We start from the raw sequence: 16,695 nt of genomic DNA, 5'->3' as shown, positions 1-16,695 counted from the left end.
TAATTTTATAAAAAAATTGATGAATATTCAGCGATGTAAATTTATTTTACCTCGCTGTTTGAAATTAACATGAATAAAACTATTTTTTTGTTTATAATAGCGCACGGAAATTACCAGTGAGACTGTTATGTTGACCATCGTTCAAGAAGCGCTAACCTTCGATGATGTCTTATTACTCCCTGCCTACTCAACTGTCCTCCCAAAAGATGTCTCTCTAAAGACACGCCTAACTCGTGGCATTAATCTGAATATCCCGCTTATTTCAGCTGCAATGGATACTGTGACAGAATCACGTATGGCAATTGCGATGGCACAAAATGGTGGTATTGGCATCCTGCATAAAAACATGGATATTTCTGCGCAAGCAGCTGAAGTACGCCGTGTGAAAAAATTTGAAGCAGGGATGGTGAAAGATCCAATCACTGTGACCCCAGAAACCACGGTTCGCGAACTTATTGCAATCACTCAAGCCAACAATATCAGCGGTGTACCTGTTGTGAAAGATGGCAAAGTGGTGGGTATTGTGACGGGTCGTGATACACGTTTCGTGACCAGTTTAGAACAGCCTGTAAGTAACATCATGACCGGTCAAGACCGTCTGGTGACGGTTCGTGAAAACGAATCTAAAGAAAATATCCAAGCATTATTACAAAAAAATCGTATTGAAAAAGTACTGGTGGTTGGCGACAACAACGAGCTGAAAGGTTTAATTACGGTAACAGACTTCCGTAAAGCAGAACTTTATCCAAACAGCTGTAAAGATGATTTAGGTCGTTTACGTGTTGGTGCTGCTGTCGGTACTGGGATTGAAACTCCTGCACGTGTTGAAGCATTGGTTGATGCGGGTGTGGATGCCATTGTGGTTGATACAGCGCATGGTCACTCTGCGGGCGTGATTGAACGTGTGCGTTGGGTGAAAGCAAACTATCCACAAGTTCAAGTGATTGGCGGTAATATTGCAACAGGTGATGCTGCATTGGCATTACTCGATGCGGGTGCAGATGCGGTTAAAGTCGGTATTGGCCCGGGTTCAATCTGTACCACACGTATTGTTGCCGGTATTGGTATGCCACAAATCTCTGCCATTGACAGCGTTGCCAATGCATTAAAAGACCAAATTCCACTGATTGCTGATGGCGGTATCCGCTTCTCGGGTGATATGGCAAAAGCGATTGGCGCGGGCGCAAGCACGATTATGGTCGGTTCAATGCTAGCAGGGACTGAAGAAGCACCGGGCGAAGTTGAATTTTTCCAAGGTCGTTACTACAAAGCATACCGTGGTATGGGCTCATTGGGTGCGATGGCAGGGGCTACAGGTTCTGCCGACCGTTATTTCCAAGACGCTAAAGCCGGTCAAGAAAAACTGGTACCCGAAGGGATTGAAGGTCGTGTGCCTTATAAAGGTCCGATGGGGAACATTGTGCATCAAATGATGGGTGGTTTACGTTCATCGATGGGCTATACCGGTTCTGCTGTCATTGAAGATCTTCGCCAAAATGCCAAGTTCGTCAAAATTACCTCGGCAGGAATGTCTGAATCTCATGTACATGATGTGACTATTACTAAAGAAGCACCGAATTATCGTGTGGGTTGATTTTTAGTAATTCGTTTCATGAAAAGCCGTCATTTATATGACGGCTTTTTTGATTTTGGTGTAAAGTAATTGTGGAAAAAATTGGATGATGAATTTCATCGTAGATGTATAAGAAGTGAGTGAAAAATGAGTTATTTTGGAACAGATGGTATCCGTGGGAAGTTTGGGGAACTTCCAATTACGCCTGAATTTGCACTCAAGCTCGGCTTTGCAGCAGGTAAAGTTTTAAAAAAAATGAGCAATAGAAAAAAACCCATTGTCGTTTTAGGCAAAGATACTCGTTTATCGGGCTATATTTTAGAATCAGCATTACAGGCCGGTTTAAATGCCGCTGGTGTTTATGTCCATTTATTAGGACCCTTGCCAACCCCCGCGATTGCACATTTAACCCGTGCTTTGCATGCCAGTTTAGGCATTGTGATTTCAGCTTCACATAATCCTTATTATGATAATGGAATTAAATTTTTCTCAAGTGAAGGCAAAAAACTGCCCGATGACGTTCAAGAAGCGATTAATCAAGAACTTGAAAAAGAATTAAAGATTGAAGATACCGCAAATTTGGGTAAAAGCGTGCGTGTTAAAGATGCCAATGGCCGTTACATTGAATTTTGTAAATCGACATTTCCTTACCATTTTGACCTGAGCAATTTAAAAATTGTGGTGGACTGTGCCAATGGTGCGGCCTATAACGTAGGTCCTGCGGTATTTAAAGAATTAGGTGCCAAGATTGTTGCGCTCTATAACGAGCCTGATGGCTTAAACATCAATGAACAGTGTGGTTCAACCCATCCTGAAAAACTGCAAAAAGCTGTGCTTCACCATCATGCAGATTTAGGGATTGCCTTTGATGGCGATGCTGACCGTGTCATTTTGGTCGACAAACATGGTGAATTGGTTGATGGCGACAGTATTTTATATATTCTTGCCACTCAAGCCAGTCATAAACCGGCAGGGATTGTTGGTACAGTGATGAGTAATATGGCACTGGAATTGGCTTTGGAAAAAGCACAAGTGCCATTTATTCGTGCCAACGTGGGTGACCGTTATGTGTTGCAAGCATTGGATGAAAAAGGTTGGGTCATTGGTGGTGAACCTTCAGGACATATTCTGACTTTAGATAAAAGCACCACAGGTGATGCGATTATTGCCGCTTTACAAGTATTGACCGTGATGGTCGAACAGAAAAAAGCCTTGCATGAATTGGTTGCCGACTTCCACTTATTACCGAATGTCTTGGTTAATGTCCGTTTAGAGGCAATGTTTGACCCGTATGCGGTTCCTGCTTTGGTTACAGAGTTTGAAAAAGCGGAAGCACAGCTCAAAGGTCGTGGACGTTTATTGATTCGTAAATCAGGCACTGAGCCCGTGATTCGTGTCATGGTGGAAGGGGATGATCTGCAAGAAGTCACGGCTTTAGCCAATCAGCTTGCAGATGCTGTACGTGCCAACGCTGCTTAAGGTAAGCATATGAATGATGTGATTAAAGACTTAAGTGAACTGCGCTTAAGTTATCAAAAAGATGAATTACATGAAACTCAGGTGGATGCAAATCCACATCAGCAGTTCTTAACTTGGTTTAATGCTGCTTTAGCCGCACACTTGCATGAACCCTATGCCATGTCTTTGGCAACGGCAAATGCACAGGGTCGTCCGCATGTGCGTACCGTATTATTGCGTGGTGCAACGACATCAGGTTATGACTTTTATAGTAATTATGACAGTCAAAAAGGCCTAGATTTAATTAGCAATCCATATGCGGAATTGTTGTTTTATTGGCCTGAATTGGAACGTCAAATTCGTGTTAGTGGTAAGGTTGAAAAGATCTCTTTAGCAGAGTCGACAGACTACTATCATAAACGTCCACGTGATAGCCAAATTGCAGCGCACATTAGTACGCCGCAAAGTGGTGTTATTGCCAGTCGTGAAGAATTGCAAACACGTTTCCAAGCCTTGCATGAACAAGTGGCAGAAAAAGCCGAATTGGCTAAACCCGAATTTTGGGGGGGCTATCGTTTGCTGCCCGATTATTATGAATTTTGGCAAGGTCGTCCAAATCGTTTACATGACCGTTTAAGTTATGAAAAAATCGATGGTCTATGGACCTTACAACGACTTATGCCTTAAATGCTAAAAACATTGATTCAGCAGCGCCCTTTGATTACACGCCCTGAAAATATTCAGGGCGTGTCGCCATTTATTGCCCAAATTTTAGCGCGTCGTGGGGTGCAATCAGCACAAGAACTTGAGTTTAAGCTGAAGCATTTACTTGCGCCCAATATGAAAGGTTTAGAGCAAGCCATTCAAATTATTGACCAAGCGATTGATCAAAATAAAAAAATAATCATTGTCGGTGACTATGATGCCGATGGTGCAACCAGTACTGCTTTGATGGTTTTAGCCCTAAGGGATATGGGGGCCAAGGTCGAATATTTGGTTCCTGATCGTTTTAAATATGGTTATGGCTTAACAGCGAAAATTGCAAATTTGGCATTTAGTCGCTATCAACCTGATTTGCTGATTACGGTCGATAACGGTATTTCAAGTCATGCAGGTGTCGAACAAGCACAGGCACATGGCATGCAAGTGATTATTACCGATCACCATCTGACCACCAAAGAAACCCCCAAAGCTGAAGCGGTGGTGAATCCAAATCAATTGGGTTGTGAATTTCCAAGTAAGGCTTTGGCAGGGGTTGGGGTTGCATTTTATTTGCTGGCACGCCTGTCGAGTTATCGCAGTCAATTGGGGAAGTCGACCAGTAAAGTGGCACAGTATTTAGACTTGGTGGCTTTAGGCACTTATGCTGATGTTGCAAGCTTAGATTATAACAACCGTATTTTGGTGGATGCGGGGGTGAGGCGGATCCAGCAAAATCAATGCCGTGCAGGAATCAGCGCACTTTTGGACATTGCAGGACGTGACCCCGCACAGCTTAAAGCGCAAGATTTAGGCTTTGTTTTGGGGCCTCGGGTGAATGCCGCAGGGCGGATGGACACCATGGACATTGGCATTGAATGTCTATTGGCACAGGATATGCAAACCGCTTATCCACTGGCACAGCAACTGAATGATTTGAATGTTGAGCGTCGCCAAGTCGAATTGCAAATGAAGCAGCAGGCTTTGGTTGAACTGGAAAAATTGCAGTTGGATCAGCAGCATTTACCTGCCACGTTGGTGATGTTTGATGAACACTGGCATCAGGGTGTGATTGGTATTGTGGCAGGACGCTTGAAAGAACAATTTCATCGTCCAAGTATTGTGTTTGCAGCGGATGATGATGGTCTTCATATCAAAGGTTCTGCAAGGTCAATCGACGGTGTGCATATTCGTGATGCCATCGAGATGATTGCAGAGCAATATCCACATTTGGTCAGCCACTTTGGTGGACATGCCGCGGCAGCAGGTTTAACTATTCAGAAAGTGCATTTTGAGCAATTTAAACAGGCTTTTGAACAATTGATCTCGACTATGGATGAGTCACTGTTTCATGCCACTGTATGGACGGATGGTGAATTAGCAACAGAAAACTTTCAACTTGAAACGGTTCAGTTGCTACAGAATTTAACTCCGTGGGGGCAAAAATTTCCATCGCCTATTTTTGAAGGTGTGTTTAAAGTGCTGGATTTTCGTTGGTTGAAAGACAGCCATTTAAAATTACGTTTGGCTTTAGACAATGGACAAATGGTCGAGGCGATTGCTTTTAACGCCCGTGAGAAATTCGAATTTGATGCACTGCAAGATCGTGTCCGATTGGTTTATGAGTTGGACAAAAATGAATTTAATGGCAAGGTGAGTTTGCAACTAAGGGTCATACATTTAGAGCATTAAAAAAACCGCTCATTTGAGCGGTTTTTTATGAAATGAATATCTGTTTTGTTTGCTTAGAAACGGTATTTCGCAGCGACACCAAATGAGTTGTAGTCGTTGTTACCGACTTCACCAAAACCAACACGACCTTCAAGGCTGACTTGTTGATTCAAGAATTTACGTGCATTAATCCCAAATTCGCTTTGATCAGTGAGATCGTTATTGCGGTAGTCGGCACCAATGCTGAGTGTTTTATCAATGAAGTAATCTGCAGCAAGGTTGTATTCGTCTAGATCACCAAATGCTGCACCCGCTTCTAAGTTAATGTCTTTGCCATTGCTGAGTGTAGTCACGTATTTAGCACGCAGTGTTGGATCTACACCGTCATCCTTATCGTTATCATAACCTTTCACACCCGCGGCAATTAATAAGCCTGGAGCAGGAAGATAACCGACTTCAGCGGCATAATACGTGGTATCGAAGTCATATTTTTGACCGAGTGCATTACGATATTCAGCATTGTTACGGCTGATATCACCACCTAGATAGAAATCTGAGTTTGGAACATAGAATTCCGCACCAATACCATAGGTATTGTTGTCGACATCACCCTGATCGGCAAATGTTGCATGGGCATTTACGTTGCTGGCACGGTCAAGGAATGCTGCCTCTGCAAGTGGGGCATTACGCGTTTGTACAGGGTTAAAGTAATAAGTACCATCTACACCAAAAGCATTGCCTGAACCACCATGATCAGGGTCAAGATAAGCTGCTGATGCGCCTACTTCAGCTTGGTATGCATGAGCTGTACCTGTAAGAACAAGTGCTGAAAGTACAGCAGATGCGATTGCTAGTTTTTTCATGGATACGACCCCTCAAATTTATGGTTAAAATTAATACATTTCTTGTTACAACTTTTAGTCTAGAGCAAAATGAAACGAGGTCAATCATTGCAGGGTTACAGAAATGTTGCAAACGTAATGTTGTGTAAATATTTTAATTTAATATATTGAAATTTAATAAATTATTTAAATGTTTTGTTTTATTAAAATTGTGGATATTTTGTGGATTTAATGGATTTTTCTATAAAAAATTAAGCATTTTGTAACATTTTAATTTTTTAGCAATAAAAAAGCACCCTCCTTTGAGCGTGCTTTTATCTGCATTTTACCGCTTATTTTTAAGCTTAGAAACGATATGTTGCGTTGATATTTACTGCTTGAACATCATCACCAAAACCAACTGCACCACCGACTGCGAAATTAGAATTGATGAAATATTGAGAACGAATCGAGAAGAAATCAGCATCATCTTCTCCATCATCTATAATGCTATATGCAGCACCAAAGCTAAAAGCTTGATCGAGGTAATAGTCGGCAGCAACCATTACTTGGTCTGTATCACCAAAAGCGCCATTTGCCTCTAAATTAATAAATTGACCTTGAGCTAGAGGGGCAACATATTTAGCACGGACTGCGAAACGGTTTTCATCATGGTCATTATCACCTTGGTAACCATCAATCCCCGCAGCGAATAATAGGTTCGACAAAGGCATATAACCGACAAGCGCATGATACGTCGTGGTGTCCTTGTCAGTACTTGCTGTATGGGTCATGCCTAAGGCTGTTACGGTTGCTTCAGCTTTGTCTTGAATCAGACCCAGTTCACCCGCAAAATAGAATTGTTCATAGAAGTATTCCATACCCGCAGCGATACTGTGGCTGTCATATTCTGCTGTGCCAACGGCAGTGATAGGGAAGTCAAAGAATTTAGAGACATCCACAGTTTGGGTGTCCAAATATTCATAACCATATTTTGCGTATACATGACTGTTATGACCAAGGAATGCAGCTTCATTTAAAGGACTATTTTTTGTATCCACTGGCTCGAAATAGAATGTGCCTTTTAAATCGAATTGACCATTTGAATCAATCCAGTCACTATCGTGATCAAAATAGCTAAAGCCACCATCGACTTGAGCATTATAAGCAAAACTTGAAGAAGCCATTGCAGCAAGACCCAACGCGAATAAACTGCGTTTTATAAAACCCCCAAACGGTTATTGTTATAAAAAAATTGTAATCATGTTTAAAAAACATGCATATTGTTCATAAATAATACATTTTGGTCAACCACTTAGACAAAAATAATCCTGCTCAAATTCCTTGAAGGCTCTGTGATATAATTTGCGGCTATTTAAGCCTAATATTCTGATTGAGAGTAATTCACGTGGAAATTAATCCTTATCTAAACCAATTAAAAGACTTAAACGACCGTGGTCAAACACTACGGGGGTATCTTTGACTACGATCTGAAGAAAGAGCGTTTAGAAGAAGTTCTCCGTGAATTGGAAGACCCGAGCATTTGGAATGACCAAGCCCGTGCCCAAGCTATGGCCAAAGAAAAAGGTGAGCTTGAAAACGTACTGAATGTATTAGAAGACTTATCGACACAACTGGATGATGCACAAGCGCTACTTGATTTGGCGGTTGAAGCAGATGATGAAAGCTTGCTTGAAGATGTACAAGCTGAGTTAACCACGGCTGAAGAAGAGTTAGCGAAACTTGAATTCCGTCGTATGTTCAGCAATCCAATGGATCCAAATCCATGCTATGTCGAAATTCAGGCGGGTTCTGGCGGTACAGAAGCGCAAGATTGGGCTTCAATGCTGCTACGTATGTATTTGCGTTGGATTGAACGTCACGGTTTTAAAGCCGAATTGATGGAAGAATCGGACGGTGATGTGGCAGGGATTAAATCGGCGACCATTCGTGTCGAAGGCGAGTATGCTTATGGCTGGTTACGTACCGAATCGGGTGTACACCGTTTAGTACGTAAATCACCTTTTGACTCGGGCAACCGTCGTCATACGTCGTTCTCTGCGGTATTTGTTTCGCCTGAAGTCGATGACAATATTGAGATTGACATCAATCCAGCCGATGTTCGTACCGATACGTATCGTGCATCAGGGGCAGGTGGTCAGCACATTAACAAAACCGACTCTGCGGTGCGTTTAACCCATGCGCCAACAGGCATTGTGGTGGCATGTCAGAACCAGCGTTCACAACACGCCAACCGTGATCATGCTTGGAAACAGTTACGTGCAAAACTCTATGAACGAGAAATGCAAATTCGTAATGATGCCGCGAAAGCTCTAGAAGATACCAAATCTGATATTGGTTGGGGCAGTCAGATTCGTTCATACGTATTGGATGACTCACGCATTAAAGATTTGCGTACTGGTGTGGAAAGTTCCAATACAGGTGCTGTGCTGGATGGTGATTTGGATAAATTTATTGAAGCCAGTTTAAAACAAGGTCTCTAAGTTTATTCCTGAAAAACAGAGGCTAGTCCTCTGTTTTTTTAACGGTAAAATTTGGTTAGATGAGTGAATCCATTCATTGACCAGACAATGTTAGAATAGAATAAAGTTGTACAAAATTTTAGCAATTTACAAAAAGATTTCTTGTATCGAAAAATAACGATATTAATATCGTAAAAAATAGATATAATGATTCTAGGTAAGGTGCTGATCATGAACATGAGTGAAATGAGATGGACACAGAAGCAATTTATAAAGCCTTAGCCAACCCGATTAGACGTCAGATTCTGCAATGTTTAAAAGAACCTAAACGTTTTATTTCCGCTGAAGAATGTGGAAATGATTTTAGTCGCGGGGTGTGTGCAGGGCACATGGAAAAAATTGCCGATATTTCTCAATCGACCATGTCCAATCATTTATCTGTTCTGCAACAAGCAGGGCTGATTCATGTAACCAAATATGGGCAATGGTCTTATTTCTCACGTAATGAAGCACTGATCCAAGAATTTTTACAACATTTACAGCACGCGCTTTAGACTTCAATGAGTCCAAGCAAGCTGTAAGAGGATTGCTTGATGACAAATTTTTCAACACCGATTCAATTTGGTGAACTCAAACTTAAAAACCGTGTGGTGATGGCACCCTTAACGCGCAGCCGTGCAACGACTGATCGTGTTCCCACGCCGATGATGGCTGAATACTATGCCCAACGTGCTAGCGCAGGTTTAATCATCTCTGAAGCAACGGTGATTTCAGAAGCAGCCAACGGTTATGAAAAAACCCCGGGGTTATTTACTGATGCGCAAGTTAAAGGCTGGAAACTGGTTACAGATGCAGTTCATGCCAAAGACGGTTTAATCGTGGCGCAATTGTGGCATGTGGGGCGTGTATCACATCCTGATTTACTGGGTGGTGAAACACCTGTTTCGGCAAGTCAGGTGCAGCAAAAAGGTCAAGTCAGTTTATTGCGTCCGAAGCGTGATTATGTGGTGCCTCGTCCACTTGAAATTGCCGAAATTCAAACGATTGTTGAGCAATATAAACAGTCTGCTATTCGTGCCAAAGCCGCTGGGTTTGATGGGGTGGAACTCCATGCAGCCAATGGTTATTTGATTGACCAGTTCCTGCAAAGTTCGACCAATCAGCGTGAGGATAGCTATGGGGGTTCTGTTGAAAACCGTGCGCGTTTCTTGCTTGAAGTGGTGGATGCCTTAATTGAAGTTTGGGGTGCAGGTCGTGTCGGTGTGCATTTGGCACCGCGCGGTGATGAGCATGACATGGGTGATGCGAACCCGAAAGAAACCTTTGGTTATGCCATGCAAGAATTGGGTCAACGTCACATTGCGTTCTTCTTTACCCGTGAATATATTGATGCTGCAAGCATTAGCCTTGATATGAAAGCGCGTTCAAATGGTGTGCCATATATTGCCAATATGCGTTTAAGTCGTGAAGATGCGTTGGATTTATTGGCATCGGGTCAAGCCGAAGCGGTGTCTTTTGGTAAAGACTATATTTCTAATCCAGACCTTTTTGAACGTTTAGTGCAAGATGAGCCGCTGAATGAATTGAAGTTGGAAAACATGATTGGAACAGATGTGGCAGAAGGCTATATCGACTATCCTTTTTTCAAAAAGCAATTCGCTGAAAGCTAATTTCATCCCGATCTAAAGCAGAATAAATCATTTGGCAGAGCATAATTCATTAACATGTGAAGGCTGCTCTGTTATATTTTGCCGATTCAATCATATTTGAGGCAATTTGTTTGGCTACTCCTTTTTGGTACAACGCAGCATTATCCATGATCAAGCCATTGTATAAATGGCGAATAAAAAAACGTGCGTTGAATATGGAGCAGTTGCAACAAGAATGCCTTGAGCGCTTTGGCCCTTTTCAACAGCCCAAAAACCGCAATGCAATGTGGTTTCATGTGGTTTCTGTGGGGGAAACCAATGCCGCACAACCGTTAATTGAACACTATTTAAAATTGGGTCATGCTGTTTTAGTGACCAATACCACCAAAACGGGTCAAGCCCGTGCTAAATCACTCTTTTTAAAAGCACCGTATCAGTCTTTGTTCCAAGCGGTGTATTTGCCTGCCGATCAGAAACAATTGGTACGAGCGTTCTATGAAAAATATCAGCCCAAAGTATTGGTTTTGGTCGAAACAGAGATCTGGCCTAATTTAATTGATCAAGCCAAACACTTTGATGTGCCTTGTTTATTGATCAATGCACGTCTTTCGGAAAAATCAGCGCAAGGTTATGCCAAAGTGCCACGTTTAACCCAAGGCATGTTGAGTGGATTAGACCGCCTACTGGCACAAGATCAAGCGACTTTACAGCGTTACCTTGGTTTAGGCATGTCTGCAAATAAAAGTCAGGTCTTGGGCAGTATTAAGTTTGATATTCATGCCCCTGAAAGCTTCATAAAGCAAGCTGAGCAATTAAAACAAGGGTGGAATTTAACAGCGCGTAAAATCATCACTCTTGCCAGTACACATGCGCCTGAAGAACAAAAATTACTGACCGCTTTAAAGCCTTATTTAAGCCAATGTCCTGAACTGTTGGTGATAGTCGTGCCACGTCATCCTGAACGCTTTGATGAAGTCTTTCAGTTGGCACAGGACTTACAGCTCAAAACACAGCGCCGTAGTTTGGGGCAGAGTATCGCAGCGGATACTCAAGTTTATTTGGCTGATAGTATGGGCGAGATGTGGTTGTGGTATGCCTTAAGTCAAGTTTGTTTTGTTGGTGGTTCATTGAATGAACCGGGTGGTGGGCATAATATTTTAGAGCCGATTGCGCTACATATAGCGACGGTGTTGGGTAAAAAATATTTTAATTTTCAAACCATTGTCGATGAGTTTGTGGCTGTTGAAGGCGTAACCGTTGTAGAAGATGCCGAGCAAGCGGCTCAAGTTTTAATTGAACTTTTGACCGATAAATCTAAAGCCGAAAAACTCAACATTGCAGCGCAGCAGATCATGCAAAAAAACACAGGTTCTTTAGCAAAGCATATTGCGGTGATTGATCAGTATCTTTAAAAACAATTTGAGATCACAGTACTCACGACCTCAAAATTCTGGCTAAGTTCTTATTTTTTCGTGTAGGTCTTTCCTACTTTTAAAAGATGAGAAGCACTGCTTCGCAAGGTAGCAAAAATCTTTTGCAGTGCAGAAGGTACATCCTGTACCTCAGCACTGCGGGCGACATCCATGTCGCCAACGCGGTAGCTGAATATGTCTATGAGCCTATTTTTTATCTTGTTTGGATTTTATGAATATTGTCCTGTTAGACCCACGCCAAACCGAATCTGAGCTTTGGTCGATTACATCGAAACGTCAGCTTGAGCATTTAAAACAACATGTGAATGTGCAAGTCGGTGACTGTCTTAAAGTTGGCATTCGAGAAGGGCAGCGTTACCTGACCGAAATTGTCGAAGTGACCGAACAAGCAGTCAAACTTAAACCGATTCAAATTGAAGCGGTTCCAGCAAAGCTACCCGTGACTTTAATTTTAGCCATGCCACGCCCCAAAGTTCTGCGCCGTTTAATGATGGACAGTGTCACTTTAGGGGTAGAAAAAATAATTCTTTTACACAGTTATCGGGTGGATAAAAGCTATTGGCAAACGCCATTTTTGCAACAATTGGATCAATATGTGACGCTTGGTTTGGAACAAGCAGGAGACACGGTTGCCCCGCAAATTGAAATCTATAAACGCTTTAAACCTTTTGTTGAAGATGTCTTGCCCAGTTTGATTACAGCGGATCGTCCTGCTTATGTGGCACATCCTTATGTAGAGTGCAAAATGCCATTTGCCATTGAGCATGCCTGTACGATTGTGATTGGGCCTGAAGGTGGTTTTATTCCTTATGAGATTGATTTACTCACAAAAAACGGCTGCCAAGCATTCAGCTTAGGCAACCGCATTATTCGTACTGAAACCGTAATTTCTTATGTGCTCGGTCGCTTATTTAGCGCGAGCTGATACATCGTCCTGTATGGCTGCATCACCACGATACACTTTGACTTCCTGTACTGGATAAGGAATCGAAATGTGGTGTTCTGCAAAGGCTTGAATTACTTGTTCTTGAACGGTACTGATGGATGTCGAGGTCGCAGTTTCCGTAGTATCGACCCACCAGCGTACATTTAGATTCACCGAAAAATCGGCCAGTGCACTGACATTGACACTAAATGCCGGTTGGCTCAGGATGCTGACATCTCGATCCAGAATGGCCATGATAATATTTTTGGCTTTTTGAATATCATCTTCATAACCAATACCGACCACAAATTCACAGCGACGACGTTGATAGGCGGTATTGACTGTCACTGGACTGGTATAGACCGTGGCATTTGGAATGACGATACGACGACCATCGGGTGAACGTAAATAGGTGGCACGAATTTGAATATCTTCAACGGTGCCTTCCATGCCTGACACAATAATGTCATCACCAATTTTGAACGGTTCACTTAATAAAATCAGAATCCCTGACAACAAATTTTGGAAGATGTCTTTGAAGGCAAAACCGATGGCGACCGAACCAATACCCAGTGCGCTCATGAGTTGGCTGGGGGTGAATCCTGGAATGGCAATCACCATGGCAATCAGGAAACCAAGGAACATAATGGCAGAACTACCGACACGATTGAGCACCAGCACTAAGTTCTGCCGAGTATAAGAGCGGTCGGCTAAGGTTTTACGCACAAAGAATTTAAAGACTTTGACCAACAGTAAAAAAATACTAAAAACCACGATGGCAATACATAAATAAGGCACACGCTCCCAAAATCCATCGACAAATTTATCGATGGTGGAATAGGCATCATTATATTTCGCGGTATGTGCGATGACGGTTTCCGCTGTTTTCTCAGTTGCTTCATGCAGAAGTTGAGAGGTGCCTTGAGTCACTTCACTCAAGGCATTATTTTGTTCAGCCACAGGACTTCCGAGTTTGGGTTGAGTGTTGCGTATTTTGCCTGAAACTGACGAGGAATTTAACCAAAACTCAGTGCTTTTGCTGTAGTTTTGTGAAAAAGTGCTGCGTGTATTTTAAAAATATTCACTGCCTTTTTGAATGACGTTTTGCGGTATGTCTAATTCACCTGCACCGAGCATATAAGACAGCATGCTGCTTGAAGCCAAAAAACTGAGTAACATCAGAATGATCATCAGCCATGCTAAAATTTTTTCCCAAACGGGTGTTTCACGCGGCAGACCATAGCTGTTGATACCTGCCGTGCCTGAACCTAATAGTAAATACAAGCCCAGCAAAATATTCAGCAAGGGCAGCATAAACAATAAAATAAACCAGCCACTGCGGTTCATGTCATGTAAACGGCGCACAGTAATCACCATTAAAAAATAGAGATACAGCAGCAAAATCACCGCAAAACCTAGCCCCGCGATACCTGTTAATGTATTGACCAACTGATGGTCCATCGACAGGGTATTGAGATTAAAAATCCCCATCGTTAGGCTTAAGGCAATGGTGGCTAAAAAGGTTGCTAAATGGACAAAAGCATACCAGCCGATTGAACTCAAACGCCCAAAACGACCTTGCAGCGACAAAGGATTATCTTTACGCGTTGTTTGAGATCTGGAAAAAAAAGGAGCTGAGTCTTGCGGGTTCATACACTTTCCTAAATAAGGCTGCGCTAAGAAAATATTGTATTTGATAAAATCGTCAGTGCATCTTGTTATTAAATTATAAGGTTAAAAGAACAGATCAGATACGAATCAGACGATTATTTTGTTGAATACGATAAGGTGTTTATGTTTTAAATTGTATAAATAAACTACGACCAAAGCATGATTGAGGTGGTTGAAAAATAATCGCCATACTGTGAATATGCAATGAATAAAATCAATAACGTGGCATAGCATCTCGTGATGAGATGAATAAGATCAAGGAAGTAAATAATGAAAGAAATCTATCCTGTACCCGAAGAATTTAAAAAAACTGCTCGTCTTGTAGAATCTGAATATTTCGAGCGTTATCAGCAATCCATTGATCAGCCAAATGAGTTTTGGGCAGAACAAGCGCATAAACTGGATTGGATTAAACCTTTTACTCAAGTCAAAAATACCAGTTTTAACAAAGATAACTTTAAAATCGAATGGTTTGCTGATGGGCAGCTCAACCTGAGTGCCAATTGTTTAGACCGACATTTAAAAGAACACCCACATAAACCTGCGATTATTTGGGAGGGTGATCATCCGTCACGGCATAAAATTATTTCGTTTAAAGAACTGCATGATGAAACTTGTCGTTTTGCCAATGTATTAAAGAAACACGGTGTGGGCAAAGGCGACCGTGTGGTGCTGTATATGCCCATGGTTTCTGAAGCGGCCATTTTAATGTTGGCTTGTGCTCGAATTGGGGCGGTGCATTGTGTGGTTTTTGGTGGCTTCTCACCCGATGCCTTGGCGAGTCGAATTGAAGACAGTCAAGCCAAAATTGTGATTACTGCTGATTCAGGTATGCGTGGCGGTAAGCCTATTCCACTGAAAGAAAATGTCGATGCTGCACTGCAAGTTCAGGGCACTGAATCGGTTCAAAATGTGATTGTAGTGCATCGTACCGGCAATCCGATTGAGTTAAAAGCAGGACGCGACCTGTGGTATCACATGGAAATCATGTCGGTCAATGAAGTTTGCCCACCAGAGCCGATGAACGCAGAAGATCCGCTATTTATTCTGTATACCTCTGGTTCAACGGGTAAACCGAAAGGGGTGTTGCATACCACGGGTGGTTATCTCACCTATGTGAATTCAACATTTCGTGAAGTCTTCGATTTAAAACAAGATGATGTGTTTTGGTGTACCGCTGATGTTGGCTGGATTACCGGACATTCTTATGTCCTGTATGGTCCTTTATCGAATGGTACGACCACGCTGATGTTTGAAGGTGTACCGCAGTATCCGACCTGGGCACGTACCGGTCATATTGTCGATAAGCACAATGTCACCATCCTTTATACCGCCCCGACTGCCATTCGCGCCATGATGCGTGAAGGTGATCGGTTTGTTCGGGAAAGTGACCGCAGTAGTCTACGTTTAATTGGATCGGTGGGTGAACCAATTAATCCAGAGGCATGGAATTGGTACTATAGCGTGGTGGGTGAAAGCCGCTGTCCTGTAGTCGATACATGGTGGCAAACGGAAACAGGTGGTATTTTAATTTCCCCTTTACCAGGAGCCACGGATTTAAAACCGGGGTCTGCAACGCGCCCCTTGTTTGGCATACAACCCGCCATTGTCGATGCTGAAGGGCATGAACTAGCAGGTGAGGCCGAAGGCAACTTGGTGATCAAGGATTCTTGGCCGGGTCAAATGCGTACCATTTGGGGCGATCCTGAGCGTTTTATTGAAGCCTATTTCTCGACTTATCCGGGTGTTTATTTCACTGGAGATGGGGCACGTCGTGACAAAGACGGCTATTACTGGATTACAGGACGCGTGGACGATGTGCTGAATGTCGCTGGACATCGTTTAGGCACAGCAGAAGTCGAAAGTGCCTTGGTTGCCCATGAAGCTGTTGCAGAAGCGGCTGTGGTGGGTATGCCGCATGAGATTAAAGGACAAGGGATTTGCTCTTTTGTTACTTTGCAAGCGGGCACAGAGGAATCAGAAGAATTACGCAAAGAATTGGTCGATTGGGTGCGTAAAATTTTGGGTCCCATTGCCACACCAGATGCACTGCATTGGGCACCGGCTTTGCCAAAAACCCGTTCCGGTAAAATCATGCGCCGGATTTTAAGAAAAATTGCCGCCAATGAGTTAGATAGTTTAGGTGATACTTCCACCTTGGCTGAGCCACAAGTGGTCGAAGCTTTAATCCTCACCGTGCATCCCAATAGATAAATTGTTTACTGATACCGTCTGGTGGCTCAGGCGGTATTTTTATTTGCATTCTATGAACTGAATCGTATATTTAAATAAAATGGTTTTCATGCCTAAAA

Annotated in this window: 14 protein-coding genes; 10 read left to right on the top strand and 4 right to left on the bottom strand. The window is 42.6% G+C overall.

What is annotated here, in order from left to right; all coding sequences use genetic code 11:
• The first annotated feature begins 127 nt into the window (after positions 1 to 127).
• From guaB to recJ, 4 genes are all read left to right on the top strand, one after another.
• Complete coding sequence (guaB, locus tag B9T24_RS08200; RefSeq protein WP_004650767.1) at positions 128 to 1,594, top strand: IMP dehydrogenase; 1,467 nt, start codon at positions 128 to 130, stop codon at positions 1,592 to 1,594.
• 126 nt (positions 1,595 to 1,720) lie between these two features.
• On the top strand, positions 1,721 to 3,052 hold the full coding sequence (gene glmM / locus B9T24_RS08195) for a phosphoglucosamine mutase (RefSeq protein ID WP_086165325.1): 1,332 nt from the start codon (positions 1,721 to 1,723) through the stop codon (positions 3,050 to 3,052).
• Positions 3,053 to 3,061: 9 nt separating this feature from the next.
• Entirely contained in the window at positions 3,062 to 3,718 is a 657-nt protein-coding gene (pdxH, locus tag B9T24_RS08190; protein ID WP_086165324.1) for a pyridoxamine 5'-phosphate oxidase, read from the top strand.
• On the top strand, positions 3,719 to 5,422 hold the full coding sequence (recJ, locus tag B9T24_RS08185; protein ID WP_086165323.1) for a single-stranded-DNA-specific exonuclease RecJ: 1,704 nt from the start codon (positions 3,719 to 3,721) through the stop codon (positions 5,420 to 5,422). It begins immediately after the preceding gene.
• Positions 5,423 to 5,475: 53 nt separating this feature from the next.
• Here recJ and B9T24_RS08180 read toward each other — a convergent pair whose 3' ends face one another.
• Both B9T24_RS08180 and B9T24_RS08175 read right to left on the bottom strand, forming a co-directional pair.
• A complete protein-coding gene (locus tag B9T24_RS08180; RefSeq protein ID WP_086165322.1) occupies positions 5,476 to 6,264 on the bottom strand; it encodes a putative porin in 789 nt (262 codons plus the stop codon).
• 323 nt (positions 6,265 to 6,587) lie between these two features.
• Positions 6,588 to 7,409, bottom strand: coding sequence for a putative porin (locus tag B9T24_RS08175; RefSeq protein WP_086165321.1), 822 nt, complete (start codon positions 7,407 to 7,409; stop codon positions 6,588 to 6,590).
• A 221-nt stretch (positions 7,410 to 7,630) separates the two neighbouring features.
• Here B9T24_RS08175 and prfB point away from each other — a divergent pair.
• The 5 genes from prfB to B9T24_RS08150 all read left to right on the top strand — a co-directional run bounded on the left by prfB (position 7,631) and on the right by B9T24_RS08150 (position 12,712).
• Positions 7,631 to 8,726 (top strand): peptide chain release factor 2 gene (gene prfB / locus B9T24_RS08170; protein WP_139243538.1). Its coding sequence is split into 2 segments (ribosomal slippage): positions 7,631 to 7,702 and positions 7,704 to 8,726, totalling 1,095 coding nucleotides; the frame shifts between segments, so codons are not numbered across the junction.
• Between the two features lie 230 nt (positions 8,727 to 8,956).
• The gene (locus tag B9T24_RS08165; RefSeq protein ID WP_074947601.1) at positions 8,957 to 9,259 is read left to right on the top strand and encodes an ArsR/SmtB family transcription factor; all 303 of its coding nucleotides are present in this window, start codon (positions 8,957 to 8,959) and stop codon (positions 9,257 to 9,259) included.
• Between the two features lie 39 nt (positions 9,260 to 9,298).
• Positions 9,299 to 10,375, top strand: a complete 1,077-nt coding sequence (locus B9T24_RS08160) for an alkene reductase (RefSeq protein ID WP_086165319.1) — start codon at positions 9,299 to 9,301, stop codon at positions 10,373 to 10,375.
• 110 nt (positions 10,376 to 10,485) lie between these two features.
• Positions 10,486 to 11,766 carry a 3-deoxy-D-manno-octulosonic acid transferase gene (locus tag B9T24_RS08155; RefSeq protein ID WP_086165318.1) on the top strand — a complete coding sequence of 427 codons (1,281 nt, stop codon included), beginning with the start codon at positions 10,486 to 10,488 and terminating at the stop codon, positions 11,764 to 11,766.
• 232 nt (positions 11,767 to 11,998) lie between these two features.
• Complete coding sequence (locus tag B9T24_RS08150) at positions 11,999 to 12,712, top strand: 16S rRNA (uracil(1498)-N(3))-methyltransferase (RefSeq protein ID WP_086165317.1); 714 nt, start codon at positions 11,999 to 12,001, stop codon at positions 12,710 to 12,712.
• On the opposite strand, the gene B9T24_RS08145 is transcribed toward B9T24_RS08150, so the two are convergent.
• The gene (locus B9T24_RS08145; RefSeq protein ID WP_086165316.1) at positions 12,695 to 13,672 is read right to left on the bottom strand and encodes a mechanosensitive ion channel family protein; all 978 of its coding nucleotides are present in this window, start codon (positions 13,670 to 13,672) and stop codon (positions 12,695 to 12,697) included. The genes B9T24_RS08150 and B9T24_RS08145 overlap by 18 nt on opposite strands.
• 111 nt (positions 13,673 to 13,783) lie before the next feature.
• A complete protein-coding gene (locus tag B9T24_RS08140) occupies positions 13,784 to 14,365 on the bottom strand; it encodes a DUF805 domain-containing protein (RefSeq protein ID WP_086165315.1) in 582 nt (193 codons plus the stop codon).
• A gap of 288 nt (positions 14,366 to 14,653) precedes the next feature.
• Between B9T24_RS08140 and acs the strand changes: the two genes are divergently transcribed.
• Complete coding sequence (acs, locus tag B9T24_RS08135) at positions 14,654 to 16,597, top strand: acetate--CoA ligase (protein ID WP_086165314.1); 1,944 nt, start codon at positions 14,654 to 14,656, stop codon at positions 16,595 to 16,597.
• The last annotated feature ends 98 nt before the right edge of the window (positions 16,598 to 16,695 follow it).

Source organism: Acinetobacter sp. ANC 4654, from assembly GCF_002135425.1.
Classification (GTDB): Bacteria; Pseudomonadota; Gammaproteobacteria; order Pseudomonadales; family Moraxellaceae; genus Acinetobacter; species Acinetobacter kyonggiensis.
Note: the sequence above shows the minus strand (reverse complement) of the source record. Positions and strands in the feature narration are given on the sequence as shown.